Origin of the sequence: Mycobacterium sp. 4D054 (assembly GCF_052245755.1) — a bacterium.
In the GTDB taxonomy this organism is placed as follows: domain Bacteria; phylum Actinomycetota; class Actinomycetes; order Mycobacteriales; family Mycobacteriaceae; genus Mycobacterium.
Map to the genome: position 1 here is coordinate 1 of NZ_JBQQCF010000001.1, position 23500 is coordinate 23500.

General features: G+C 67.4%; 20 protein-coding genes and 1 pseudogene. 8 read left to right on the top strand and 13 right to left on the bottom strand.

Annotated elements, in window-relative coordinates; translation table 11 throughout:
• Positions 1–340 precede the first annotated feature (340 nt).
• Positions 341–1417 carry a SigB/SigF/SigG family RNA polymerase sigma factor gene (locus ACTWP6_RS00005; protein ID WP_443186509.1) on the top strand — a complete coding sequence of 359 codons (1077 nt, stop codon included), beginning with the start codon at positions 341–343 and terminating at the stop codon, positions 1415–1417.
• Positions 1407–1934, top strand: coding sequence for a DUF421 domain-containing protein (locus ACTWP6_RS00010; RefSeq protein ID WP_443186510.1), 528 nt, complete (start codon positions 1407–1409; stop codon positions 1932–1934). Before ACTWP6_RS00005 ends, ACTWP6_RS00010 begins: the two co-directional genes overlap by 11 nt.
• Positions 1935–1951: 17 nt before the next feature.
• On the opposite strand, the gene ACTWP6_RS00015 is transcribed toward ACTWP6_RS00010, so the two are convergent.
• Positions 1952–3340, bottom strand: coding sequence for a DUF2254 domain-containing protein (locus ACTWP6_RS00015; RefSeq protein WP_443186511.1), 1389 nt, complete (start codon positions 3338–3340; stop codon positions 1952–1954).
• Between the two features lie 232 nt (positions 3341–3572).
• Here ACTWP6_RS00015 and ACTWP6_RS00020 point away from each other — a divergent pair.
• Both ACTWP6_RS00020 and ACTWP6_RS00025 read left to right on the top strand, forming a co-directional pair.
• Positions 3573–4214 (top strand): annotated as a pseudogene (locus tag ACTWP6_RS00020) (cation:proton antiporter domain-containing protein); the annotation flags it as partial.
• 37 nt (positions 4215–4251) lie between these two features.
• Positions 4252–4728, top strand: a complete 477-nt coding sequence (locus ACTWP6_RS00025) for a cation:proton antiporter domain-containing protein (protein WP_313901318.1) — start codon at positions 4252–4254, stop codon at positions 4726–4728.
• Positions 4729–5103: 375 nt separating this feature from the next.
• Here the strand turns inward: ACTWP6_RS00025 and urtE are convergent, their stop codons facing one another.
• From urtE to urtA, 5 genes are read right to left on the bottom strand one after another with little or no spacing between them, the layout of a single operon-like run.
• Positions 5104–5796: an urea ABC transporter ATP-binding subunit UrtE gene (urtE, locus tag ACTWP6_RS00030; RefSeq protein ID WP_260752008.1), complete on the bottom strand. Its 693-nt coding sequence runs from the start codon at positions 5794–5796 to the stop codon at positions 5104–5106.
• Positions 5796–6629 carry an urea ABC transporter ATP-binding protein UrtD gene (gene urtD / locus ACTWP6_RS00035; protein ID WP_260752009.1) on the bottom strand — a complete coding sequence of 278 codons (834 nt, stop codon included), beginning with the start codon at positions 6627–6629 and terminating at the stop codon, positions 5796–5798. Before urtD ends, urtE begins: the two co-directional genes overlap by 1 nt.
• Positions 6626–7738, bottom strand: coding sequence for an urea ABC transporter permease subunit UrtC (urtC, locus tag ACTWP6_RS00040; protein WP_260752010.1), 1113 nt, complete (start codon positions 7736–7738; stop codon positions 6626–6628). The genes urtD and urtC overlap by 4 nt, the downstream gene beginning before the upstream one ends.
• Positions 7735–8619 carry an urea ABC transporter permease subunit UrtB gene (urtB, locus tag ACTWP6_RS00045; protein ID WP_260752012.1) on the bottom strand — a complete coding sequence of 295 codons (885 nt, stop codon included), beginning with the start codon at positions 8617–8619 and terminating at the stop codon, positions 7735–7737. The genes urtC and urtB overlap by 4 nt, the downstream gene beginning before the upstream one ends.
• A gap of 40 nt (positions 8620–8659) precedes the next feature.
• On the bottom strand, positions 8660–9901 hold the full coding sequence (gene urtA / locus ACTWP6_RS00050; RefSeq protein ID WP_396885483.1) for an urea ABC transporter substrate-binding protein: 1242 nt from the start codon (positions 9899–9901) through the stop codon (positions 8660–8662).
• A gap of 291 nt (positions 9902–10192) precedes the next feature.
• Here urtA and ACTWP6_RS00055 point away from each other — a divergent pair, with 291 nt between their 5' ends.
• The gene (locus ACTWP6_RS00055) at positions 10193–10618 is read left to right on the top strand and encodes a hypothetical protein (RefSeq protein WP_443186512.1); all 426 of its coding nucleotides are present in this window, start codon (positions 10193–10195) and stop codon (positions 10616–10618) included.
• A gap of 1 nt (position 10619) precedes the next feature.
• Here ACTWP6_RS00055 and helR read toward each other — a convergent pair whose 3' ends face one another.
• Positions 10620–12812, bottom strand: a complete 2193-nt coding sequence (gene helR / locus ACTWP6_RS00060; protein WP_443186513.1) for an RNA polymerase recycling motor ATPase HelR — start codon at positions 12810–12812, stop codon at positions 10620–10622.
• 139 nt (positions 12813–12951) lie between these two features.
• Between helR and ACTWP6_RS00065 the strand changes: the two genes are divergently transcribed.
• On the top strand, positions 12952–13974 hold the full coding sequence (locus ACTWP6_RS00065) for an Rv2578c family radical SAM protein (RefSeq protein WP_443186514.1): 1023 nt from the start codon (positions 12952–12954) through the stop codon (positions 13972–13974).
• A gap of 27 nt (positions 13975–14001) precedes the next feature.
• Here ACTWP6_RS00065 and ACTWP6_RS00070 read toward each other — a convergent pair whose 3' ends face one another.
• The 4 genes from ACTWP6_RS00070 to ACTWP6_RS00085 form a co-directional block, all read right to left on the bottom strand.
• Entirely contained in the window at positions 14002–15285 is a 1284-nt protein-coding gene (locus tag ACTWP6_RS00070; RefSeq protein WP_260752024.1) for an acyl-CoA dehydrogenase family protein, read from the bottom strand.
• The gene (locus tag ACTWP6_RS00075; protein ID WP_260752026.1) at positions 15282–16415 is read right to left on the bottom strand and encodes an acyl-CoA dehydrogenase family protein; all 1134 of its coding nucleotides are present in this window, start codon (positions 16413–16415) and stop codon (positions 15282–15284) included. Before ACTWP6_RS00075 ends, ACTWP6_RS00070 begins: the two co-directional genes overlap by 4 nt.
• A 34-nt stretch (positions 16416–16449) precedes the next feature.
• Positions 16450–17679, bottom strand: coding sequence for an amidohydrolase family protein (locus ACTWP6_RS00080; RefSeq protein WP_260752027.1), 1230 nt, complete (start codon positions 17677–17679; stop codon positions 16450–16452).
• 131 nt (positions 17680–17810) lie between these two features.
• Positions 17811–18431 carry a TetR/AcrR family transcriptional regulator gene (locus ACTWP6_RS00085; RefSeq protein WP_443186515.1) on the bottom strand — a complete coding sequence of 207 codons (621 nt, stop codon included), beginning with the start codon at positions 18429–18431 and terminating at the stop codon, positions 17811–17813.
• Between the two features lie 75 nt (positions 18432–18506).
• Here ACTWP6_RS00085 and ACTWP6_RS00090 point away from each other — a divergent pair, with 75 nt between their 5' ends.
• Positions 18507–19391 (top strand): acyl-CoA thioesterase, encoded by an 885-nt coding sequence (locus ACTWP6_RS00090; RefSeq protein ID WP_443186516.1) that lies wholly within the window; start codon positions 18507–18509, stop codon positions 19389–19391.
• Here the strand turns inward: ACTWP6_RS00090 and ACTWP6_RS00095 are convergent, their stop codons facing one another.
• Both ACTWP6_RS00095 and ypfJ read right to left on the bottom strand, forming a co-directional pair.
• Positions 19392–21023 carry a DUF885 domain-containing protein gene (locus ACTWP6_RS00095; RefSeq protein WP_260752033.1) on the bottom strand — a complete coding sequence of 544 codons (1632 nt, stop codon included), beginning with the start codon at positions 21021–21023 and terminating at the stop codon, positions 19392–19394.
• Positions 21016–21912, bottom strand: a complete 897-nt coding sequence (gene ypfJ / locus ACTWP6_RS00100) for a KPN_02809 family neutral zinc metallopeptidase (protein WP_260752034.1) — start codon at positions 21910–21912, stop codon at positions 21016–21018. The genes ACTWP6_RS00095 and ypfJ overlap by 8 nt, the downstream gene beginning before the upstream one ends.
• An 85-nt stretch (positions 21913–21997) precedes the next feature.
• Here ypfJ and ACTWP6_RS00105 point away from each other — a divergent pair, with 85 nt between their 5' ends.
• Positions 21998–23485 (top strand): carboxylesterase/lipase family protein, encoded by a 1488-nt coding sequence (locus ACTWP6_RS00105; protein WP_260752037.1) that lies wholly within the window; start codon positions 21998–22000, stop codon positions 23483–23485.
• The last annotated feature ends 15 nt before the right edge of the window (positions 23486–23500 follow it).

Consider the following 23500-nt stretch of genomic DNA (forward strand, 5'->3'; position numbering starts at 1 on the left):
GAGCAAATCACGCACCGTCAACGACACCCCGACCGAACAGGAGGCCACCCCCGCGGCACTGACCACCTGAACCATCACCTCGAAGAATCACACGACGACGTCGTACACCACGTCCCTGGACTTGACCGGGCACAAAGGCCGGCACGATGAAAGCGTTCTCGACCGACGTACCCTCCGTATCCGATCCCGAGCCGCGATTGGACGAGTCCACCGCGGCATCCTCGCCGCACCCGGAGATTCCGAGTGCCAGCGCCGTTGCTGCCAGCACCACCGGAGCCTCCCGGTGGACCTGTGCTTGCCGCATGTGTCTGCCTCCAGTGGGTCGCATCGGCGATCTCGATTGTCCGAGGAGGAGTTCCCTCCGGGCCGGGGCTTGATACCCGCCATCCGGAAATCGGTGTTTGTCTCGGTTGAGCAACGATTGCGCGAACACCATAGTTGTGTGGCTCATGTGGGTAGGCGGCGGGCACAGCAAAGCCGACGAAGACGACGCCTTCCGCCCCAGAAAGAGGCCACGATGACACTCGCGCAGCCGGATGGTTCAGGCAGCGATGTTGCCGTCCGAGATCCTGACTGGCCGCATGTCGACACCATGTTCGCGCAGTTGACTGCCTGCGCGGCGGACGACGAGCGCAGGCGTTGGCGCCAACGGATCATCACCGAGTGTGTGCCGCTGGCCGACCACATCGCCGTCCGATTTGTCGGGCGCGGCGAACCGTCCGAGGACCTGGTCCAGGTTGCCCGGATGGGGTTGGTCAAGAGCGTGGACCGCTACGACCCCGCCAAGGGGCGATTCGCGGCGTTCGCGGTGCCGACCATTCGCGGGGAGGTGTGTCGGCACTTTCGCGACCACACTTGGTCGATCCGCGTTCCTCGCCACATTCAGGAGACACAGCTGCGAGTGCGGGACGCGGTGGAGACACTCTCTCGGCGCTTGAACCGGTCACCGACGAACCCCGAGTTGGCGCGGGAACTCGGCATCGGCAGCGACGACGTGGCCCAGTCGAGATCTGCGCATTGGGCGTATCAACCGCTGTCACTCGATGCGTCTCGTTCGGGGCCGGGTGGACCGGATCCGACGTTGCTCGGAACGATTCACGGCGCGGAAGACCCCCAGTTCGAGACCGTCGAGGATCGCATCGTGCTACAGGACGCCATCGGCGCGCTGACTCCTCGATCCCGCGCGATTCTCGGTATGCGCTACTTCAACGGCCTGTCCCAGCGAGAAATCGGTCGCCGACTGGGCATTTCTCAAGTTCAGGTGTCTCGGCTGCTGAATGCGGCGCTAACCCTGCTGCGACGGCGGTTGACCGCCGACGCCGCGTCGACAGCGAGCGGAAGCCGAACAGATTCGGTACCGACGGATGTGGCCGGCGTCGCCATGGACTTGAGAGGTAGTGCGCTGCATGTGGTTTGACACATGGTCCGACGTCGTCCGAGTTCTGCTCATCGGTTCGGCTGCCTACGTCGCCCTGATCGTAGTACTGCGGGTATCGGGCAAACGGACTCTGGCCAAACTCAACGCGTTCGACCTGGTGGTCACCGTCGCCGTCGGCTCGACGCTGGCCACCATTCTGCTCAACACCGACGTGTCATTCGTGGAGGGATCGACCGCGCTGGCGCTGCTCGCCGGGCTGCAGTATGCTGCGGCAAAGGTGTCATCGCGGTTTCGCGCGGGTCGGACGGTGCTGACCGCCCGACCGACGCTCCTGCTGTCCCACGGCCGATCACTCGACGACGCGTTGCGCCGCCAACGCGTCAGTGCCGACGAGATTAACCAGGCGATCCGGTCGTCGGGGCACGGTGACGTCAGCCGGATCGCGGCGGTCGTACTGGAGAGCGACGGTTCCCTCAGCGTCATTCCTCACGACAAGATCGGCGATGGGTCTGCGCTGGCCGGAGTGGCGAACGCTTCAGCGCTACCGAGGCGATGACGCTGTCGTTGACGGAATCAACCCGCAGGCCATCGACAGTCGAGTGCTTCCCAGACGTTTCGCGCCAATTGATCCAACTGACGCCGCTCGACGTCATCGTAATCCCGGTCGGCCACCGCCCTCTCAAGACGGCGGAGCCGGTCAGCGATCGCGTGCCGGTGTTCGGGGAGCACCACCACCCAGGCGAGTTCGCGCAGCATCGACAGCAACCGTTTCAGCACCGCCGGGTCGCTCGCGCCGTAGAGCAATGGCTGGTTGGAGACGATATCGAGCAGATCCGGCAAGTCGGGTTGCGCCAGTACCACCCGGGCCGCCCCGTTCTCGTCGCGCAGAATCCGGGGACCCAGACGGTATCCGGCCAGTCGGCACAGTGCGGCGCTGCACGAGTTCAGGCCGTGCACAGCGGTGGTGGGGTCGTTGATACCAGGGCTCAACGCACGCACAACGACGTCCGTGAGCTGACGGAACCCATAGCCGATGTCCTGGGACGCGGTGCGTTCGTTACCCACGGTGAGGGCGTCGGCGACCTGCTCACGCACCGAGATCAACCGCTCCCCGTGGAGGGTGCCGCCCCGGTTCTGGGAGGACCAGCAGAAGGCCACCGGTACGCCTGCGGTGAGGTCCGATCCCATCGGACGCTCCACCCAGACCACCACATCGGCGTCGACGGCGGCCTTTACCAGCGCCTGCTCGGCGACCGAGACGAGGAAGCCTGAAGAGCGGGCTGTGATAATCGCCGCGTCGGCGGGCGGGACAGGTGCGTCGCGGTCAGCGGGTTGTTCCTCGATCCGGCCGAGCAGCCGGTCTGCGGTCTGCTCGATGTCGCCGGCGACATGGTCCAGCATGGTCTCGATCCGTATCTGACGTACCAGGTGCCCGAGGAACAGCACCAGGGCCAGAACGCTGGCCATGGCCAGCAGGTAGGCCACCGTGACCGCAATCTGCGGAACGAACTCCGCTGAACCGTCATTGCCATTACGAACGGTGCGCAGGACAGTCAGTGCGTAAACGAAGGTCGCGAGAAACAGTGCCAGGGTTCGTTGGACGAAACGATCGGCAGCGAATGTCCGTAACAGCCGCGGCGTGTATTGAGAACTGGCCAGCTGCAACGTGATTAGAGTCAGGGAGAACGTCAGCGACGTCACGGTGATCAGCGAGGTTGCGATGGCGCCGAGGACTTCTCTCGCCGCGTCGGCGCCTCCGCCGAACAAGTAGCCCGCCAGTGCCGGGGGCATCTGCTGATCGACGGCGGTGTCGAGTTCAGGGATGGCGATGCCGGCAAGCAGAGCAGTGACCACCCCGAGAGCCGGAACCGGCCATAGTCGACTGCGTAGTCCGTCGGCGACCGCGGCGGCGCGCTGACCGAGCACCAGAGGCTTGCGGCAGTCGCCGACTCGGTTGTCCATCAGCGGCGAAACACCTTCATGGTGCGTTCGAGCATCGACGGCCGGCCCCCTCCAAGTACCCGGGCCGAGGCACCGGCACACCTTTGCCCCGACTTCACCTGGGTTGGTGTGGATTCACCTGGTTTGGTGCGGACTTGGAGCTCTGCGTGGGAAACGCCTGTCCGTGGAACTGGACATTGTGCTGGCGGCCGTCGGTGTCCTCGGCATGGCGGTTGCGACGTTGTCAGTGAAGATGCGGAGTCTGCCGATCTCAGAACCGCTGCTGGGGCTGGCGGCCGGAATCGTGCTCGGACCACAGGTCACCGGCGTGTTGTCGATGTCTCCGCTGACTGTCGAGCAGTCCGTGCTGCACGAGGGCAGCAGGGTGCTGTTGGCGATCCCGGTGATGGCGGTGGCGTTGCGCTACCCGTTCGGCGAGATTCGTCGTCACGGCTGGTCGCTGCTTGTGCTGCTGCTGATCGTCCTGCCGGTGATGGCCGTCGTGTCGGCGGCGCTGGGGTGGGCTGTTCTCGGTATGCCCATCGCCGCTGCCGCGCTCTTCGGTGCCGCGGTCAGCCCCACCGATCCTGTTCTCGCGTCGAGTGTGGTGACCGGCGACGATGCCGAACGGGACCTTCCCGCTCGGGATCGGCAATTGCTGTCCCTGGAATCGGGGTCCAATGACGGTCTGGCGCTGCCGCTCGTTCTGGTCGCGCTCGCCGTGGCAGGCCCTCTCGGGGCGGGAGACGCGGTCGCGGAATCGGTGTGGCAGGTGGGCGGTGCTGTGATCGTCGGCGGGGTCATCGGCTGGTTGGGCGGCGGTGCGCTCCGTCTGGGCGCGGACCACGGCTCGACCGCCGGTGCGCCGGCACTGTTCGTCACCGTCGTATTGGCGCTCGGCATCCTCGGAGTGTCCGGTCTACTGCGTGTCGATGGAGTTCTCGCCGTCTTCGTCGGCGGGGGTCGTGTTCAACATCGTCGGCACCGGGCAGGAGCGTGCGTCGGCGGTGCCGATCGACGAGGCCATCAATCGATTCGCCGTTCTGCCGCTGTTCGTGCTGTTCGGGGCGACATTGCCGTGGCACGAATGGTACGAATTTGGCTGGCCGGCAATGCTTCTGGTGCTCACCGTGCTTACGTTACGGCGACTGCCGATTGTGCTTCTGATCAAACGTGTGCTGCGGCTGGGCGCCCCGGACGCTCTCTACCTCGGGTGGTTCGGGCCCGTGGGCGTATCCGCACTGTTCTATCTCACCTTGGAAGCAGACCGGCTCGGGGCGAATGAGACGGTGCTCGCTGCCGGGGCGCTCGTGTTGGCTTGTAGCACAGTCGCGTTCGGGGTTACGGGCGTCATCGGTAGGGGCTTGTACCGTCGAGCGACTCGTCAGGGGTGCGCGGTCGAACGTTGACGTACCGCCCACCACTGGATGCCGATGACCACTCCGGTGATGCCGAGGGTAGTACATCGCAGCGGAACTTCATCAGCACAAAGGGACGTGCACAGCCAGGTCAAGCGTGATCGCCGCAGCCGGCACCCAAACCTTGGTGTCTACCTGGTCTTTCACGCCTAAGATCACGCCCAGGTGAAGGGGCCGACACATCCGCGAGCTGAACTCCACCGCGACCGCGCCGGTTGTCTGTGTTCGCCGTGCCACCGGAGACGTCGGTGCGCCAAATCGAGTGCGAGCGTGCGCATTTGTCCGACATTTTTCGGCGTGTCGCCTGTAAACACGCACGCTCGCGCTGGAGGGCGGGCCGCTCAGATGGCCACAGCGGCGGGCCGCTCAGATGGCCATTGCGGCGCGGACTTCCGCTTCCGAGGCCGAACCGCCCGCGCCGCTGGTGGTCACCCGCCCGGCCTCCAGGATGTAGTAGCGCTGCGACGATTCCAGGGCGAACCCGATGTGCTGTTCGACGAGCAGCACCCCGAGGTCGCCGCGGCGGGTCAGCGCCGTGATGGCCTCCTCGATCTCGGCGACCACCGAGGGCTGGATGCCCTCGGTGGGCTCGTCGAGGATCAGGCACTTCGGGGTGGTAATCAGCGCGCGGGCGATGGCGAGCTGCTGGCGTTGCCCGCCGGAGAGCAGCCCCGCTCGACGGCTCAGCAGTTCCTTGAGCGCCGGGAACAGGTCGAGCTGCTCGTCGATCAGCGCCTTGCCGTTCTTGCGACCGTCGGCGACCACCTGCAGGTTCTCCGCGGTGGTCAACTGCCCGAACGACTGCTGGCCCTGCGGCACGTACGCCAGACCGCGCGCCACCCGGGCGCTCGGCCGCAGCTTGGTGATGTCCTCGCCGTCGAACAGCACCTTGCCCGCCGTGCACTTCAGCAAGCCCACCGCGGCGCGCAACAGGGTGGTCTTGCCGGCACCGTTGTGCCCCATCACCGCCGCGACGCCGTCGGTCGGAACCTCGATGCCGACCCCGTGAATGACCTCGCTGCGGCCGTAGCCGGTGCGGACGTCGACCAGTTGCAGCATCAGGAGTTCCCCTCGACGAGTTCGATTCCGTCGGCGCCGGCCGCGGCGGTCCCCAGATAGACCTCCTGCACCTTCGGATTGGCCTGGACCTCGGCGACCGAGCCCTCGGCGATCACTTGTCCGCGCGCCAGCACGGTCACCGACGTCGCGAACGCCCGCATGAAGTCCATGTCGTGCTCGACGACCACCACCGTGCGTTCGGCGCCGATGCGGCGCAACAATTTTCCGGTCTCCTCCCGCTCCTCGGTGCTCATGCCGGCGACGGGCTCGTCGAGCAGCAGCACGTCGGCGTTCTGCACCAGCAGCATCCCTATCTCCAGCCACTGCTTCTGCCCGTGTGCCAGCACACCGGCGGGTTTGTCGGCCAGGTGGGTCAGCCCGATGGTGTGCAGCGCCTGTTCGATCGCGGGGAGCACGCCCTTGCGCCGCCGCAACAGCGTCCATGCCGAGCGCTCGGCCCCGGCCGCGATGTCGAGATTCTGTAGCACCGTGAGCTGTTCGAACACGCTCGCAGTCTGGAAGGTGCGGCCCACGCCCCGGCGGGCGATCTGGTGCACCTTTTTGCCGAGCAGTTCCACGCCGGATTTGTTCACCGACCCGGTCGCCGGAACCAGACCGGTGATGGCGTCGATCACCGTGGTCTTCCCGGCGCCGTTGGGACCGATCAAGAACCGCAGGTCGCCCTGGAACAGCGTCAGGTCGACGCCGCTGACCGCCTTGAAACCGTCGAAATCGACTGTCAAACCCCGGACTTCGAGGTACTGGGCGCCCATGCCGGCGTTGCCGCCCTCGACGGGCTCCTTACCCGCGGTGCTCGCTTCGACTTCGGTCATGAGCTGGCGCCCACCTTCGCTGCGTCGGGGTCGGAGTCGGCGGCTTCCTCCGATGGCGGATCGGCTTTGGCCTTACGGCGACGTTTGAGCAGTACTGCAAGTCCGGCGAAGCCGGCGGGGAAGAACCCGACGACGATGATGAACAGCAGTCCCTGGGCGTAGGTCCATTCCGACGGAAAGCGTTCGGAGAACAGCGTTTGCGCCCACGCCACGCCGATCGCGCCGAGCACCGGACCCAGCAGCGTGGTGCGCCCGCCGATCGCGACGCCGATCAGGAACGCGATGGACGGCAGGATGCCGACCTGTGACGGTGCGATGAAGCCGACGATCGGCGCGAACAGCGCCCCGGCGATGCTGGCGAACAGCGCCGCCACCGTGTAGGCCACCACCTTGATGTTGGCCGGGTCGTAGCCCAGGAACCGCACCCGCTCCTCACCGTCACGGACGGCCACCAGCAGTTCGCCGTAGCGGCTCTGCATGAGCTGGCGCACCACGGCGATGACGATCAGCAGCACCGCCGCGGCGATGAAGTACAGCATCCGTCGGTTCACCGGGTCGTTGAGCGTGAAGCCGAAGAACGTCCGGAATCGGTTGAGGCCGTTGGATCCTCCGAGGCTGGTCTGGCCGACGAGCAGGATGGCCAGCGCGGCGGCCAGCGCCTGGGACAGGATCGCGAAGTAGGCGCCCTTGACCTTGCGCTTGAACACGCCGAGACCGAGCGCCGCGGCGATCCCGGCCGGGATCACCGCGATCGCGATCAGCGTGACCACCGGCGACGCGAAAGGCGCCCAGTAACCGGGTAATTCGCGTATCCCCTGGATCTGCATGAAGTCCGGGACCTCGTCACCACGCAGCTGCGCATCGGCGATCTTGAGGTGCATCGCCATCATGTAGCCGCCGAGCCCGAAGAACACGCCCTGCCCCAGCACCAGCATCCCACCGCGGCCCCAGGCCAGGCCGATACCGACGGCGACGATCGCGAAGCACAGGAACTTGCCCAGCAGGCTGAGCCGGAAGTCCGAGAGCACGGCGGGCGCGATCACGAACAGCACCAGCGCGGCGACCCCGAAGCCGGCCCAGGTCTGCCATCGGCCTAGCAGGCTGGTCATACGAGACTCCTTGTCCGGACCGTGAACAGGCCCTGCGGGCGCGCCTGCAGGAAGATCACGATGATGACGAACACGATCACCTTCGCCAGGGAGGCGGTGGTGTTGTATTCGATGAACGAGTTCAGGAAACCGAGGGTGAACGCCGCGATCACCGTGCCCTTGATCTGGCCGAGACCACCGACCACGACCACCAGGAACGCGTCGATCAGATAGCTCTGCCCGATCGTCGGACTCGTGGAGCCGATCAGAGTCAGTGCCACACCGGCCACGGCCGCGAGCCCGGAGCCGATGAAGAACGTGGTGATGTCGGTCTTGCGGGACGAGATACCACTGGTCTCGGCGAGATCCCGGTTCTGCACGACGGCTCGGATGCGCCGGCCCATCGGGCTGACCTTGAGCACGGTGGCCAGCACAGCGACGCACACGACGGCCAGCACCAGGATGAAGATGCGCGTCTTGGGGACGACGGCCCCGAAGATCTCCATGCCGCCCGACAACCACTCCGGTGCCACGACGTTGACCGCCGGGGCCCCGAAGATGTCGCGGGCCACCTGCTGCAGGATCAACCCGACACCGAACGTGACCAGCAGGGTGTCCAGCGGGCGGTGGTACATCCGCTGGATCAGCGTCACTTCGAGCAGTGCGCCCATGGCGCCGCCGATGAAGAACCCGAGAACGAGCGAGATGATCAGCGAGACACCGGCGCTCGAGACGATCTGCTGCACGACGTAGGCGGTGTAGCAGCCGGCCATGATGAACTCGCCGTGCGCCATATTGATGACGCCCATCTGGCCGAATGTCAGTGCCAGGCCCAATGCGGCCAGCAACAGGATCGAGCCGAGGCTCAATCCTGTTGCCAGCTGTCCGATTACGACATCCATGTGCGCTGAATGACTTCCCGTCGCTTCGCTCGCCCCGGCATCAGCCGGAAAGCCCGGCGGCCCACGGGTAGGACTTCAGGAACGGGTCCGGCTCGATCGGGCCGTCGGATTCCCAGACCGTGTAGATCAGACCGTCGGGCCGGATCTCGCCGATGCGGGCGGTCTTGGTGATGTGGTGGTTCTCGCCGTCGATGGTGACCAGACCCTCCGGCGCGTCGAACGTGACGCCGTCGGCGTTGTCCTGAATCGCCTTGACCTCGAACGACTGTGCCTTCTCGACGGTGTTCTTCCACAGGTAAACCGACACGTAGGCGGCTTCCATCGGGTCGGACGTCGGTTTGTCCGCGCCGTACTTGGCCTTGTAGGCCTTGACGAACTCGTTGTTCACCGGAGTGTCGATGGTCTGGTAGTAATCCCACGCCGTGAGCTGACCGGTGACGTTCTGCACACCGATACCGCCGACCTCTTCCTCGGCGATCGACACCGACACCACCGGCATCTGCTCGGGGGTCAGCCCCACGTTCTTGTACTCGCGGAAGAAGGCCACGTTGGAGTCGCCGTTGAGGGTGTTGAACACCGCGTCGGCATCGGCGGTGCGGACCTTGTTGACGATCGTGGAGAAGTCCGTCGAGCCGAGCGGCGTGTAGTCCTCGCCCTTGATCTCGATCCCGTTGGCCTCGGCGTAGGCCTTGATGATGCGGTTGGCGGTCTGCGGGAACACGTAGTCGCTGCCCACGAGATACAGCGACGTGACGCCCTTCTCCTTGAGGTAGTCCAGCGCGGGCACGATCTGCTGGTTGGTGGTCGCGCCGGTGTAGAAGATGTTGGGTGAGGACTCCAGGCCCTCGTACTGGACCGGGTAGTACAGCAGCGAGTTCGCGCTCTCGAACACCGGCAGCATCGCTTTGCGGCTCGACGAGGTCCACCCGCCGAACACCGCGGCGACGCAGTCGCTGCTGATCAGCTTCTCGGCCTTCTCGGCGAACACCGTCGGTTCGGAGGCGCCGTCCTCGGCCACGAGTTGGATCTGCTTGCCCAGCACCCCGCCGGAGGCGTTGATCTGCTCGACGGCCAGGTCGATCGCATTGCGGACGGTGACCTCGGAGATCGCCATGGTGCCCGACAGCGAGTTCAGTGCGCCGACCTTGATCGTGGACCCGGACGTGTCCACGCACGACTCGGCATTTGCTGAATCGGTGTCACTGGCCTTGCTTCCGCAACCGGCCAGCAGCAGGATCGCCACGGCCACGACGCTTCCTGCAGTGAGCGCGGATCGTTTCATCGGGTGGCGTCGGGGTTGGTCCATGAACGGCCTTTCTGGCTGTCGGCAGCGCTCATCCGCAGATGAGGCGCCGAGTCGGAAGTACTTCAAAACGCTTCAGAACACGAAGTGGTGACACCGTCCCGGTGTCGAATCCGGACGTTAGAGCGCCTGTGTTTCTGCCAAATGTCTATGTGTGACAGCCGCGTTAACCTGTGTGCACCAAACGCCGCCGGTTTGCCATCGATGGGGTGAGCGGTCGCTGGTCCGGTACCACGTAACGATCCGGTACCGTCCGGCGATGTGACCAACATGCGAACAGCTACAGCCAAAGTAGGGGCGGCAGTCGGGGCAGCAGCACTGGTGGCCGCCGCGGGAATGATCAGCCCGGCAATGGCGAGCGCGCAGGAGGGACATCAGGTCCGCTACACGCTCACCTCGGCCGGCGCCTATGAATTCGATCTGTTCTATCTGACGAGCCAGCCGCCGAGCATGGAGGCGTTCAACGCCGACGCCTACGCGTTCGCCAAGCGCGAGAAGGTCAACCTCGCGCCGGGGCAGCCCTGGGTCTTCGAGACCACGATGGAGGACCCGAACTGGGCGATCCTGCAGGTGAGCAGCACCACCCGGGGCGGGCAGGCAGCACCGAACGCGCACTGCGACATCGCCGTCGACGGTCAGGTGCTCACCCAGCACGACGACCCCTACAACGTGCGGTGCCAGCTGGGTCAGTGGTGAGTCACCCTGCCGCCAGCCCGGCCAGGGCCGGCGGCAGCGGCCCGCTGTGCAGCACGCCGAGCCGCTGCGTGGCGCGGGTCAGCGCGACGTAGAGGTCGGCGGCCCCGCGCGGCCCCTCGGCAAGGATCCGTTCCGGGTAGACGACCAGCACGGCGTCGAATTCCAGGCCCTTGGTCTGCGTGGGTGTCACGGTGCCGGGCACACCCGCAGGCCCGATCACCACACTCGTGCCTTCGCGGCCGGCTTCTGCGGTGACGAAATCGGCGATGGCGCCGGCGAGTTCGTCGTCGGAGACGCGACGTGACCACGGCGCCACACCGGTGGAACGCACCGACTCCGGTGGCGCGGCCGACGGGGCGAACTCGCCGAGAACCGAAGCGGCGACGGCCATGATCTCGGCCGGCGTGCGGTAGTTCACCGTCAAAGTCCGGTACACCCAGCGGTCCGGGACGTACCGGTTCAGCATCGCGTCCCACGATGTCGCCCCCGCCGGCGACCGGCGCTGCGCCAGATCACCGACCATCGTGAACGACCGGCTCGGGCACCGCCGCATCAGCACCCGCCAGTCCATCGAGGACAGCTCCTGGGCCTCGTCGACGACGATGTGCCCGTACGTCCAGTCCCGGTCGGCGGCCGCCCGTTCGGCGAGATCGCGGGTGTCGCGCTCGAGGAAGCGTTCGGCCAGGTCCTCGGCGCCGATGACATCGCGGGCCAGCAGCAGGTCCTCGTCGTCCATCAGGTCCTCGCGGTCGACCATCAGGTCCAGCACGCCGGCGGCGTAGGCGGCTTCTTCCCGGCGTTCCCGCTCGGCGGCCTCCTCGCCCGACCGGTCCCGTCCGAGCAGGTCGACGAGTTCGTCGAGCAGGGGCACATCCGACACCGTCCAGGCATGGCCGTCGGCGCGATGCAGCGCGGGGTCGGCACCGGCGGCACGCAGCCGCTCAGGAGACGAATACAGTTCTGCAAGAAGGGTTTCCGGAGTCAGTACCGGCCAGAGGCGATCGAGGGCGGCGCGGAACGCGGCGTTGTCCTCCAGCTCGTCGAGGAGGTCGGCGCGCAGATGCTCCCACGCCGCGCGGTCCTCACGGGTCAACCACCCCCGGCCGATCTTGGCGATCGCCCGTTCGGTCAGTGCCCACGTGACGACGTCGACGAACACCGCCCGGGCGTCGTTGTGCGGCTGTTCACTCGCGCGGGCTTCCTGGATCGCCCATCCGGCGATGTCGGCGCCGATGCTGACCGAGACGTCGGACAGGTCGATCGGGATGGGGTCCGCCGGGACCTGCTGACGGTCGGCGACCGCGGCCCTGAGGACCTGCAGCATCGCCAGCGAGCCCTTCGCTGTGGCGGCCGCAGGGGTGTCTTCGGCGCTGACGTGCAGGCCGGGCACCAGATCGCCGACGGTCATCAACACCACGTTGGTCTCGCCCAGCGAGGGCAGTACGCGCCCGATGTGCCGCAGGAACGCCTCGTTCGGACCGACGACGAGCACGCCGTGGCTCTCCATGCGCTTGCGCTGGGTGTACAGCAGATAGGCCACCCGGTGCAGGGCCACCACCGTTTTTCCGGTGCCGGGGCCGCCCTCGATGACCAGCACTCCCGGGTGATCCAGCCGGATGATCGCGTCCTGCTCGGACTGGATGGTGGCGACGATGTCGCGCATGCCCTCGCCTCGGGGCGCGTTCACCGCCGCCAGCAGCGCCACGTCGCTGGAACTTCCGGGCTGGTCGCCGGCCTCCTCGGCGGCGGGTCGGCCGAACACCTCGTCGGTGAAGTCGAGCAGGCGCCGCCCCAGGCTGTGGAACTGCCTGCGCCTGCGCATGTTCTCCGGGTGGGCGCCCGTCGCGACGTAGAACGGGCGGGCCGCCGGGGCGCGCCAGTCCAGCAGCAGTGGTTCGTGCTCGTCGTCGAGGATACCGATGCGGCCGATGTAGAGCCGCTCACCGGAGACGCTGTCGAGCCTGCCGAAGCACAGGCCCTGGTCGGCCACGTTGAGCCGGTCCATCTGCGCTGCCGTCGCGCGCACCTCGGCGTCGCGGGCCACCAGGGTCGCGCCACTCTGCTTGTCGACCGGACTACGCAGCGCCGCCGCGTACCTGTCTTTGATCCGTGCGCGCTCGGCGTCCGGCCGGGCGTAGAGCCCGTCGACGTACCCGCGCTCCGACCGCAGTTCGTCCTCGTAGTGAGTTGACATGTGCCCCTTAGATTTCTGAGCTGAGTATGCGATTCTGCGCCATCACCCCGGCCTTGCCGCAAGCCCCCGTCCCGGCGGTATGGTGGACGGGCAGGCGCCGGTCACTTGACACCCCATCGAACATGTGTTCGCATGAGGTATGCGCTGGGCCGGTCAGGGAGTCGCCGTCGACGACGGCGCGTTGCCCGGCCTGCAGCGTATGGGCCTCATCCGCAGCGTGCGTACCCCGCAATTCGACGGAATCACCTTCCACGAGGTGCTGTGCAAGTCGGCGCTGAACAAGGTGCCCGACGGCAGCGCTCATCTTCCGTTCCGGTACACGGTCAACGGCTACCGGGGATGCTCGCACGCGTGTCGCTACTGCTTCGCCCGGCCCACGCATGAGTACCTGGACTTCGACAGCGGTCGGGATTTCGACACCCAGGTGGTGGTCAAGACCAACGTCGCCGAGGTGTTGCGCAGGGAACTGCGCCGCCCTTCGTGGACGCGGGAAACCGTGGCACTGGGCACGAACACCGATCCGTACCAGCGCGCCGAGGGGCGCTATGCGCTGATGCCCGGGATCATCGGCGCGCTCGCCGAATCCGGGACGCCGTTGTCCATCCTCACCAAGGGCACGCTGTTGCGCCGCGACCTCCCGATGCTCGCCGACGTCGCGGGCTCTGTCGACGTCAGCGTCGCGGTGTCACTGGCGGTAGGTGATCCCGAGCTGCACAGCCAGGTCGAGCCCGGTACGCCGACTCCCGAGGCCCGCCTCGATCTGATCTCGGCGATCCGGGCGGCGGGGCTGCGCTGCCACGTGATGGTGGCCCCCGTGCTGCCCGGGCTGACCGACTCGCGGGAGCACCTCGACGATCTCCTGCGCCGGATCGCCGCCGCGGGCGGCACCAGCGTGACGGTCTTCGGTCTGCACCTGCGGGGCAGCACCCGAGGCTGGTTCATGGACTGGTTGGCGCGCGCCCATCCCGGGTTGGTCGGGGAGTACCGGCGGCTGTACCGGCGCGGGGCGTACCTGCCCGCCGAGTACCGGGCGGAGCTGGCGCGCCGGTCCGCGCCGCTGATGGCCAAGCACGGACTGACCAATGGGTCGCGGATGAGCGCACCCGCCGCACCCGCCGCGGCGCCGGCCGCCGTCGCGCCGATTCAGCAGGCACTGTTCTGAGGCGACGACTGACGCGCCGGCGCGGCGTCAGCTCTTGTTGCGCTTGACCTGATTGAACGGCAGGCCCTTGTCGGCGGCGAACTCACGGGGGAATCCGAGGATGCGCTCACCGATGACGTTGCGCGCCATCTCGGAGGAACCTCCGCCGAGCGATCCGGTTTGACGCGACAGGTAGCGCACCCCGACGTCGAGCAGCCCGGCCAGTTCCGGGGCATCCGCGGTGCCCTCGTCGACCACACCGGCCGTGCCTGTGATGGCGAGCGCGGTGTCGACCTCCAGCTCGGTGGTCTCGGCGTGGAACAGCCGGATCAGCGTGCCGGCGTTCGGCGGAAGCGAGCCGTCACCGATGCTGCGGAACACGTGGTCGATGAGCTGTTCTTTGACGATGCGGCGCACCAGGGCCCGGCCGGCGAGGTCCTGAACGCGGGGATCGTCACCCTGGCCGGTGGCCTCGGCCAACCCGACGTGGTCGGGCGGCATCTCGCTGGCGTTCTCCGCGGCGGTGCCGCTGGCGAACTCCGAGCCGCCGCCGACGGCGCGCCGCTCATGGTGCAGCTGGCGGGTCGCGACCTCCCAGCCCTTGTTCACCTCGCCCACCACGGCGTCGTCGCCGAGCTCGAGGCCGTCGAAGAACTCCTCGCAGAACTCCTCGTTACCGTTGACCTCCTTGATGCGGCGCATGGTGATGCCGGGTGCGTTCAGCGGCACCAGGAACATCGTCAGACCCTCGTGCTTGGGCACGGTCCAGTCGGTGCGAGCCAGTAGCAGCCCGTAGTCGGCGGCGAAGGCGCTGGTGCTCCAGGTTTTGGCGCCGTTGATGATCCACGAGTCGCCCTGCTTCTCGGCGCGGGTGATCACCCCGGCGAGGTCTGACCCGCCGCTGGGTTCGGACAGCAACTGGCACAGGATCTCGTCACCTCGAATCGCGGCCGAGATGCGGTCCCGCTTCTGGGCTTCGCTGCCCATGTCCAGAAGGGTCGCCGCGCAGATGGTGAACGTCGGCACGTTGAGGATCAGCGGCATCTCATAGCTGCGGCACTCGGCGTTGAACGCCTTCTGGTAGGCGTAGTCCAGTCCGAGGCCGCCGTACTCGCGCGGGAAACAAATCCCCGCGAAACCCCCCTCGTGCAGCCGCCTCTGCAGGTCCTTGGCCCGGTCCCAGGAGGACTGCTCGGCGCGGACCGAGAACGGCGGGTTGTCGGGATCGATGCGTGGCATGTTCTCGGCCAGCCACGCCCGTGCGCGGGCGGCGAACTCGTCGACCGTCTCAACGGTGCCGGTGGAGCCGGTCGATGCCATGGTCTCGGTCATGCCGTCGCCTCCGTCGTGCTGCTCAGCGCGTACACCGCGCGGTGGTGATCCTCCGGGGAGCCGAACATGGCCCGGTACAGCGCCACCCGACGCAGGTAGAGGTGCAGATCGTGTTCCCAGGTGACACCGATTCCGCCGTGCAGTTGCACACAGTCCTGCAGCATCACCGGGGCACGCTCAGCCACATAGGCTTTCGCGACGCTCACCAGCATCTCGGCGTCGGGGGTCCGCTGCGCGACCGCGCGGACGGCGCCCGCGGTGGTCGCGCGCGCCGCCTCGAACCACATCTTCATGTCGGCGGCCCGATGCTTGAGCGCCTGATAGGAGGCCAGCGGCCGGCCGAAGCTGTGCCGGTCGAACAGCCACTGGTTGGTCATCGTCAGCACCGCGTCGAGAACGCCGACGATCTCCGCGCACTGCAGAACCAGCGCGATCTGGCGCTGTCGCTCGATGATCGCCGCGGTCTGCTCGGCGGTGCCCACGACGGCGGAGTCGTCGACCTCGACCCCGTCGAACTGCACACGCGCATAACGCTTCACCAGATCCACCGAGTTCTGCGGGGTTACGGTGACGCCGACGGTGTCCGTCGGCACCAGGAACTGCCGGACAGCGCCGTCCAACTCGGCGACCGCCAGCACCGCACCGCTCTCGGCGCCGGCCTCCACCCGGTCCTTGACACCGTCGAGGCGGTAGCCGCTCGCGGTGCGGGTGGCTGTCGTCGCGGCCTGCAGCGGGGCGAAAGGACGACGCGGTTCGTACACCGCCCAGGACGCGACCAGCTCACCGGAGATCAGCGCCTCGATGGTCTGCTCGTGCCCGGTCGGTGCCTCCACGAGCCCTGCCAACACGACGCTGACCGGGTGCAGCGGACCGGGCGCGACGGTGTGGCCGATCTGCTCGGCGACCATGGCCAGATCGGCGACCCCGTCGCCGGAGACGCTGCCGCCCCCGAGTTCCTCGGGCACCAGCAGGCCGGCCCACCCCAGTTCGGCGGCACGCTGCCACCATTCGGGCTGAAACGACACCTCCGACGCATGCAGCCCGCGCACATGGGTCAGAGACGCCTGCTTCTCCAGAAAGGTCTGGGTGGTAGACGCGAACAGCAGCTGTTCCGGGTTGGCGGTTGTCATGAAACAGGCTCAGCCTCTTCGGTTTTCGGGGATGTCAGGTGAGGACGAGGGCCGGCACGTCGGGTTTGTAAACGACCTTGTTGTCGACTTTGAACAGATCGATCATGTTCTTGCCCATGACCTTTCGGACACCTTCAGCGTCCAGGCCGTGCGCTTCCAGGTCGGCGACGAGGTTCAGCGGATCGGCCAGACCTTCGGGGTGCGGCCAGTCGGACCCGAAGATCACCCGGTCGATGCCGCACAGGTCGGCCATCTTCTTGAAGTCGTCCTCCCAGAACGGCGCCACGTACACGCAGCGCTTGAAGGCCTCAACCGGGTCCTCCGGAAACTCCTGCGGCATCTTCGAGAAGACGTCCTTGAACTGGTAGAACAGGTACGGCACCCAGGAGGCGCCGTTCTCGATCGACAGGATCCGCAGATCGGGGTTTCGCGTGAACGCGCCGTGGCACACCAGCGCGGCCATGGTGTCCTCGATCGGGCGCTTGCCCATCGCCACCATCCGGAACGCCGTGGGGCGGAACGGCAGGAACTCGTCGGCAGGCTCCCAGTCGTTGAGGTACTGCGCGTAGCCGCTGTCCGAAGCGTGCATCGCCACCGGGATGCCGGCCTTGACGCAGGCCTGCCAGAAGGGGTCGAACTCCTCGGTGCCGAACGATCGGGTGCCGCGGTATCCCGGGACCGGCGCGGGCCGCACCAGCACGGTCTTGGCGCCGCGCTCCAGACACCATTCGAGCTCCTCGAGCGCGCGGTCGACGATCGGAAGCGTGATCACCGGGGTCGAGAAGATCCGGTCCTGGTAGTTGAACTGCCAAGTCTCGTACATCCATTCGTTGAGCGCATGGATGATGTCGTGGATCAGTTCCGGATCGTCCTTGAGTCGTTCCTCGACCAGCGACGCCAGCGTCGGGAACATCAGGGTGTAGTCCAGGCCCAGACCGTCCATCACCTCGAGGCGGGCCTGCGGGTTGCGGAACGCGGGGATCGCCTTCATCGGCTTGCCCATGATCTCGCGGAAACTCTTGCCCCCGCTGCCGTGCCGGAAGTACTCCTCCTGGGCGCCGGGGCGCGCGACCACCTCGAAGGTCGGGTTCGGGATGTAGTCGCTGATGTGGTTGCGCACCATGATCTTGGTGCGGCCGTGCACGTCGATGTAGTCGATGACGCCCTTGCGCTTGTCCGGGAGGAACTTGGTGAGCGCTTCCTTGGGCTCGTAGAAGTGGTTGTCAGCGTCGAACACCGGATAGTCGAGGATGCGTGACGGCATGATGTGGGCTCCTCACATGACGTATTTGCACACAGCGGTAATCGCATTACCGTTCGGTGGTAACGACATTACCACGCAGGTATGTAACGGCGCCAGAGCGCTCGTTGTCGGTGTTTGGGCAGTTCAGGGCGCTATCGGAGCAGGCTGCGGATGCAGAACGCGTGGACGTGAGCCCCGACGATCGGCACCCCGTTGAGCTCGGCGCCCAGGTCGCGCAGGCGGAGCGCGCCGAGGACCGTCTGCATCAGGATCGCGGCGTCGGTGTCGACGTCGAGGTCGGTGCGGAAGGACCCTTCCGCGATGCCGCGGTGCAGGATGTCGGCCACCAGTCGGTGCAGCGGGGCCAGCACCTTGGCGAATTCCTTGGGTCTGGTCTCCAGCAGGTGGTCGTTGTAGTACGTCAGGCCCCGGTTGATGCTGTCCTGGGTGCTGGACTCCGCCGGGGCGCTGATCCGATCGATGAGCCGGCGCAACGCCTCGCCGCCGTCGAGCGCGTCCGTCTCGGCGCGCCACCGTTCGGTCGCGTCGGCCATGATCTTCTCCACCAAGGCCAGCAGCAGTTCGTCCTTGGTGGCGAAATGCTGATAGAAGGCGCGCAGTGAGGTCTTGGATCGCTCGACGACCTCAAGGACGGTGAAATCCGTCCTTCCCGTCTCGCCGAGGATCGCCAGCGCCGAGCGCATGAAGCGGCTCGCGCGGGATTCGGGCCCGTCCTGCTGCACGGTCGGATCCGGGTGGGCCTTCGCGGACATGGTAATGACGTTACCGCTTTCGGGAAACCTCGGTTACTGTTCCCTGCGACAGTCACCGAGTGGAAGCGATGGCACATGACAACCGATTCGGCGCAAACCCCGTGGACGGTCCAGGGTCTGCTCGACCTGTTCGACGCGCAGCCGTGCGGGCAGGACGTCTTCACCGCGGACACCGGCCTGGCCGCGGCGGATGAGCGGCAGGTGGTGGAGGGCACGCAGGTGCTCGCCCAGTCGATCGTGGCAGCGGCCAAGCGCTTTCCGGACAAATCGGTGCGGTCGGTGTACTCGGTGTTCGCTCGTGCGGTGATGGTGAGCGCGGGGCCGGTCGAGTTGGAGATCGACGTGGTCAGCGAGGGGCGTTCGACCGCGACTGCGGTCATCACCGCAAAGCAGAACGGCAAGCGGTGCATCACCACCACGGTATTGGCCGACGTGCCGACCGATGACGTCATCCGGCACCACCTGCCCAAGCCCGACGTCACGCCGCCCGCCCAGGCGAACGTGTCTGCCATGCCGATGACGGGACGGGAACTGCGCCTGGTCGACGTCGTCGACGTCAACAGCCCCGACGAGGTCGGCCCGCCGGAGTTGTACGCTTGGCTGCACTACGACCCGATCCCGGCCCGCGACGATCTGGCAAAGGCGCTCGTCGCGTATTTCACCGGCCACCTTGGTATTTCGACGACGATGCGCGCCCACGAGGGCATCGGCACCAGCCAGGCCCACCTCACCGTCTCGACCGCCCCGATGACCGTGTCGGTGAGCTTCCATGAACCGGTGCGCTGGGACGGATGGCTGCTGTACACCCACGAGAGCACCCAGGTCGGAGCCGGGATGTCGTACGTGCGCGGGGCCGTGCACACCGAGGAAGGCGAATTGATCGCGTCCTTCGCCCAGGACGCGCTGATCCGGCCGCTGCGCACCACCGACACCGCGATCAAGGAGCAATCGCGCCTCTAGTCAGAGCGCGGCAAGCACAGCCGAGCGCAACACCTCCAGCGGCAGACCGCCCAGGTCCAGCGCTCGGCTGTGGAACTCCTTGAGCGACACACCGCGCGCGACCGCGTCGTCGCGCAACTGCTGCCAGATACGCTGCCCGATCGCATAGGACGGCGCCTGTCCGGGCCAGCCAAGGTAGCGGTCGAGTTCGAACCGCAGATTCTCCTCGGCCATTGCGCTATGGCTCTGCAAGAACGTCCACGCGCGATTGGCGTCCCAGATACCGCCGTCCGGAGCCGTGAGGCCGCAGTGGACGCCGATGTCGATGACTACCCGTGCGGCCCGGAAGCGTTGCGCGTCAAGCATTCCCATCCGGTTTCCGGCATCCTCGAGCCAACCCAGTTCGGCCATCAGCCGTTCGGCGTACAGTGCCCACCCCTCGCCGTGGCCGGACACCCAGCACCCGAGCCGGCGCCACCGGTTGAGCTGATCGGCCAGCACCACCGCCCGGCCGATCTGCAGATGGTGTCCGGGCACCCCCTCATGAAAGACGGTCGTGGTCTCCTGCCAGGTGTGGAAGGTGTCGACGCCGGGCGGCACCGACCACCACATCCGGCCCGGGCGGGACAGGTCCTCCGACGGGCCGGTGTAGTAGATCCCCCCGGTCTGCGTCGGTGCGATCCGGCATTCCAGGTTGCGCAGCGCAGGGTCGACGTCGAAATGGTTGCCGCTCAACGCATCCACCACCCGGTCGGACAACTCCTGCATCCAGCGTTGCAGAGCGTCGGTGCCGTGCACGAGGTAGCGCGATTCGCCGTCGAGTCGGCGCAGTGCCTCGGCCGCGGACGCTCCGGGGTAGAGCCGGTCGGCGATCGTGTCCTGCTCGGCCACGATGCTCGTGAGCAGATCCAGACCCCACTCGTAGGCTTCGTCGAAATCGACTGCGGCGCCGAGGAAGAAGCGAGACATCACGGTGTACACATCCCGTCCGCAGCCGTCGCTGTCGCGGGCGTGCGGGCCGATGTCGTCCCTGAGCACCCTGGCCAGCGACGCGTAGGCGTTGGCCGCTTCCTCGGCATGGCCGCGTAGCTGGGGCGCCAGCGTGGGATGGTCCGCCTCGGCGACCATCGCGACGAACAGCTCGGCGTTCTGGGTCGCCTGCTGGATGCCCCGCCGCACCTGCCGGGCCGCCGGGGCCCGCCCGTCACGGGCCGACGCACGCAGCGCCTCGGCGTAGCCGTCGACGCGCACCGGGATCTGGGTCAGCCGCCGGTCGATGGTGGCCCAGTCGTCCTCGGTGTCGGTGGGCATCAGGTCGAACACGTCGCGCATCGTCTGCAGCGGTGAGGCGATGACGTTGGGTTCGCCGAGATCGAGTCCGGCGTCATGCATCTCGAGCAGTACGCCGAGGCGTTCGCGCATCGCGGCGACGGTGACGGCGTCGACGCCGTCGGACGGCTCGACGCTGTCCAGTTCGCGCAGAGCGGCGCGGGCGGCGTCGGCGCGGGCCGCCACCCCGGCAGGGGAGTAATCGGTGATCTGGTCGTCGTGTCCCGCGATGCCGGCCTCGGTGGCGGCACACGGGTCCAGGGCCGCGAGGGTGTCGAGATAGCGCTCGGCGACCGCGTCGACGGCCGTGGTGGGCCTAGCCAAGGTTGTTCGTCGCGAAGGTGTCGCACTGCGCCGGGTCACCGGTCCGGTAACCGGTGGTAAACCATTTCTGCCGCTGCTCCGAGGAGCCGTGCGTCCAGGATTCCGGGCTGACCCGGCCGGTGGCCGCCTCCTGGATGCGGTCGTCGCCGACGGCCGCCGCTGCCGACAGCGCGTCGGCGATGTCCTTGTCGGTCAACGGTTCCAGGAACGGAACGTCGGTGCCTTCCTGCTTGGTGATCGCCGCGTAGTGCGCCCACACGCCGGCGTAGCAGTCGGCCTGCAGCTCGGTGCGCACCCCTGCGCCCGTGGGGCCGGTGGGGTCCTGCTGGGCGCGGCCGAGCACGCCCTGCAGGTTCTGCACGTGGTGACCGAACTCGTGGGCCACCACGTACTCCTGGGCGAACGGGCCACCGCTGGCGCCGAACTGGTTCTGCAGGACGTCGAAGAAACCGACGTCGAAGTACGCAGTCTTGTCGACAGGGCAGTAGAAGGGTCCGACGTCGCTGCTGGCGAAACCGCATCCGTCGGTATCGACGCCGTTGGTGAACAGTTCGATCTGCGGCCGGGTGTAGCCGGGCATCAGCTGCGCCCATACGCCGTCGAGCGAGTTGCCGGTCGCCACCACCCGGCACTGGGGGATGTCGTTGGCGTCCCTGCCGGTCCGGCATTGGCTCAGATCGAAGCCCTGCGCCTGCGCGCCCTGGGTGTCCATCGGGGTCTGGTTCGGCAGCACCGTGCCCGGGTCCACGCCCAGGAACAGCGCCACCACCACGATCAGCAGACCGCCCAGACCGCCGCCCACCGCGATGCCGCGGCCGGGTCCGCGGCCGCCGCCACTGCTCGTCGAGGTGGTGCTGGTGTCGATCCGCATACCCTCGTTGAAGGTCATGTCGCTACCCCCAATCTGCCGTCCGCCGCTGGGCGGGGTGCCTGACACCGCTGTCGGTCCAGCTTCGCACACTACGATTTGCCGCGTGTCTGTCGTGGCGGGAGTACCCAGCGTGCTGAGCACTCCGTCGGGCGACCTGCAGGGCGAGGTCGAGGGTGGGATCGGTGTGTGGCGCGGTGTGCCGTATGCCGAGCAGCCGGTCGGGCCGCGCCGGTTCCTGGCGCCCGAACCTCGCAAGCCCTGGACCGGGGTGCGCGACGCGCGTGAACACGGGCCGTTGCCCCCGCAGACGAAGTCGTTCGTCGGGGGCGGTCGCGACGACCCGAAGGCGCGCGACGAAGCGTGCCTGACGCTGACGGTGTGGTCGCCCGACACCACGGCCTCGCTGCCGGTGATGGTATGGATCCCGGGCGGGGCCTTCGTCTACGGCGCGGGCCAGTTCCAGCTGTACAACGGGTCGCGGCTGGCGGCCAACGGCAACGTCGTCGTCGTCAACGTCACCTACCGCATCGGGGTGTTCGGCGGCTTCGAGCTCGGCGATCTGGGGCACGGATTCGACGACAACCTCGCGCTGCGCGACCAGATCGCCGCGCTGCAGTGGGTGCGTGACAACATCGCCGCGTTCGGCGGGAACCCCGACCGGATCACGGTGTTCGGCGAGTCGGCGGGGGCGACGTCGGTGCTGGCGTTGATGGCCGCACCGCAGGCGGGCGGACTGTTCCAGCGGGCCATCGCGCAGAGCCCGGCGTTGCCGCTGATCGCCGACCGGGAGTTCCGCGCCGCCAACGCGCACGAGTTCCTGCGCCGCCTTGGGGTGAGCGCCGCTCAGGTGAAGGACCTGCCGCAGAGGCAACTGCGCCGCGCCGCCGGTGTGCTGCAGCTCAAGAGCGCCGCGACCACCCCGACGCTGGCCTACGGGCTGACCCACGGCACCGAGTTGTTGCCTCAGCACCCGGTGCAGGCCGCGCGGGAGGGCCGCATGTCGGCGGTGCCGCTGATCGTCGGCACCAACAGCCATGAGGCCTCGATGTTCGCGTGGACCAAGCCGCCGATGCTGCCCACCACCAAGGCGTCGGTCGACGCGTACTTCGCGCGGGTGGCGCCGGACGCCAAACAGACGGTGCTGCAAGCATATCCGTCATACCCGCGGCGCAGCGCCCTGGTCGCGCTGGGTGCCGACGCGATGTTCGGTGGACCGACCTGGGCGCTGGCCGATGCCTACAGCGCGCATGCGCCGACACGGGTGTACCGCTTCGACCACTTCGGGTGGAGCCTGCGCATGCTCGGTCTGGGTGCGACGCACGGCAGCGAGATCGTGCACATCCATCACAGTTACGAGTCGTTCGTCGGGCGAAAGCTGCACCCGTTGGGCCGGCGTATCCAGCCCGGTGTCGGACGGCGGATGCAGCGGGCCTGGCTGGACTTCGCCCGCACCACCGAGGACGGCGAGGACGAGCACTGGCCGTGCTACGAGACCGGGCAGCGGCTGACCCGGCTGATCACCTCCACCCGCGACGTCATGGCGCCCGACCCGGACCGGGACCGGCGACGAGCCTGGGCGGCGGTGTACTAGGGGACTGGTGCGGTC

Bases quoted from the DNA above. Each gene is read 5' to 3' on its own strand.
- ACTWP6_RS00010 (WP_443186510.1), top strand. From the start codon at position 1,407: ATGTGGTTTGACACATGGTCCGACGTCGTCCGAGTTCTGCTCATCGGT.
- ACTWP6_RS00015 (WP_443186511.1), bottom strand. From the start codon at position 3,340: ATGGACAACCGAGTCGGCGACTGCCGCAAGCCTCTGGTGCTCGGTCAG.
- ACTWP6_RS00025 (WP_313901318.1), top strand. From the start codon at position 4,252: ATGGAGTTCTCGCCGTCTTCGTCGGCGGGGGTCGTGTTCAACATCGTC.
- urtE (WP_260752008.1), bottom strand. From the start codon at position 5,796: ATGCTGCAACTGGTCGACGTCCGCACCGGCTACGGCCGCAGCGAGGTC.
- urtD (WP_260752009.1), bottom strand. From the start codon at position 6,629: ATGACCGAAGTCGAAGCGAGCACCGCGGGTAAGGAGCCCGTCGAGGGC.
- urtC (WP_260752010.1), bottom strand. From the start codon at position 7,738: ATGACCAGCCTGCTAGGCCGATGGCAGACCTGGGCCGGCTTCGGGGTC.
- urtB (WP_260752012.1), bottom strand. From the start codon at position 8,619: ATGGATGTCGTAATCGGACAGCTGGCAACAGGATTGAGCCTCGGCTCG.
- urtA (WP_396885483.1), bottom strand. From the start codon at position 9,901: ATGAAACGATCCGCGCTCACTGCAGGAAGCGTCGTGGCCGTGGCGATC.
- ACTWP6_RS00055 (WP_443186512.1), top strand. From the start codon at position 10,193: ATGCGAACAGCTACAGCCAAAGTAGGGGCGGCAGTCGGGGCAGCAGCA.
- helR (WP_443186513.1), bottom strand. From the start codon at position 12,812: ATGTCAACTCACTACGAGGACGAACTGCGGTCGGAGCGCGGGTACGTC.
- ACTWP6_RS00065 (WP_443186514.1), top strand. From the start codon at position 12,952: ATGCGCTGGGCCGGTCAGGGAGTCGCCGTCGACGACGGCGCGTTGCCC.
- ACTWP6_RS00070 (WP_260752024.1), bottom strand. From the start codon at position 15,285: ATGACCGAGACCATGGCATCGACCGGCTCCACCGGCACCGTTGAGACG.
- ACTWP6_RS00075 (WP_260752026.1), bottom strand. From the start codon at position 16,415: ATGACAACCGCCAACCCGGAACAGCTGCTGTTCGCGTCTACCACCCAG.
- ACTWP6_RS00080 (WP_260752027.1), bottom strand. From the start codon at position 17,679: ATGCCGTCACGCATCCTCGACTATCCGGTGTTCGACGCTGACAACCAC.
- ACTWP6_RS00085 (WP_443186515.1), bottom strand. From the start codon at position 18,431: ATGTCCGCGAAGGCCCACCCGGATCCGACCGTGCAGCAGGACGGGCCC.
- ACTWP6_RS00090 (WP_443186516.1), top strand. From the start codon at position 18,507: ATGACAACCGATTCGGCGCAAACCCCGTGGACGGTCCAGGGTCTGCTC.
- ypfJ (WP_260752034.1), bottom strand. From the start codon at position 21,912: ATGACCTTCAACGAGGGTATGCGGATCGACACCAGCACCACCTCGACG.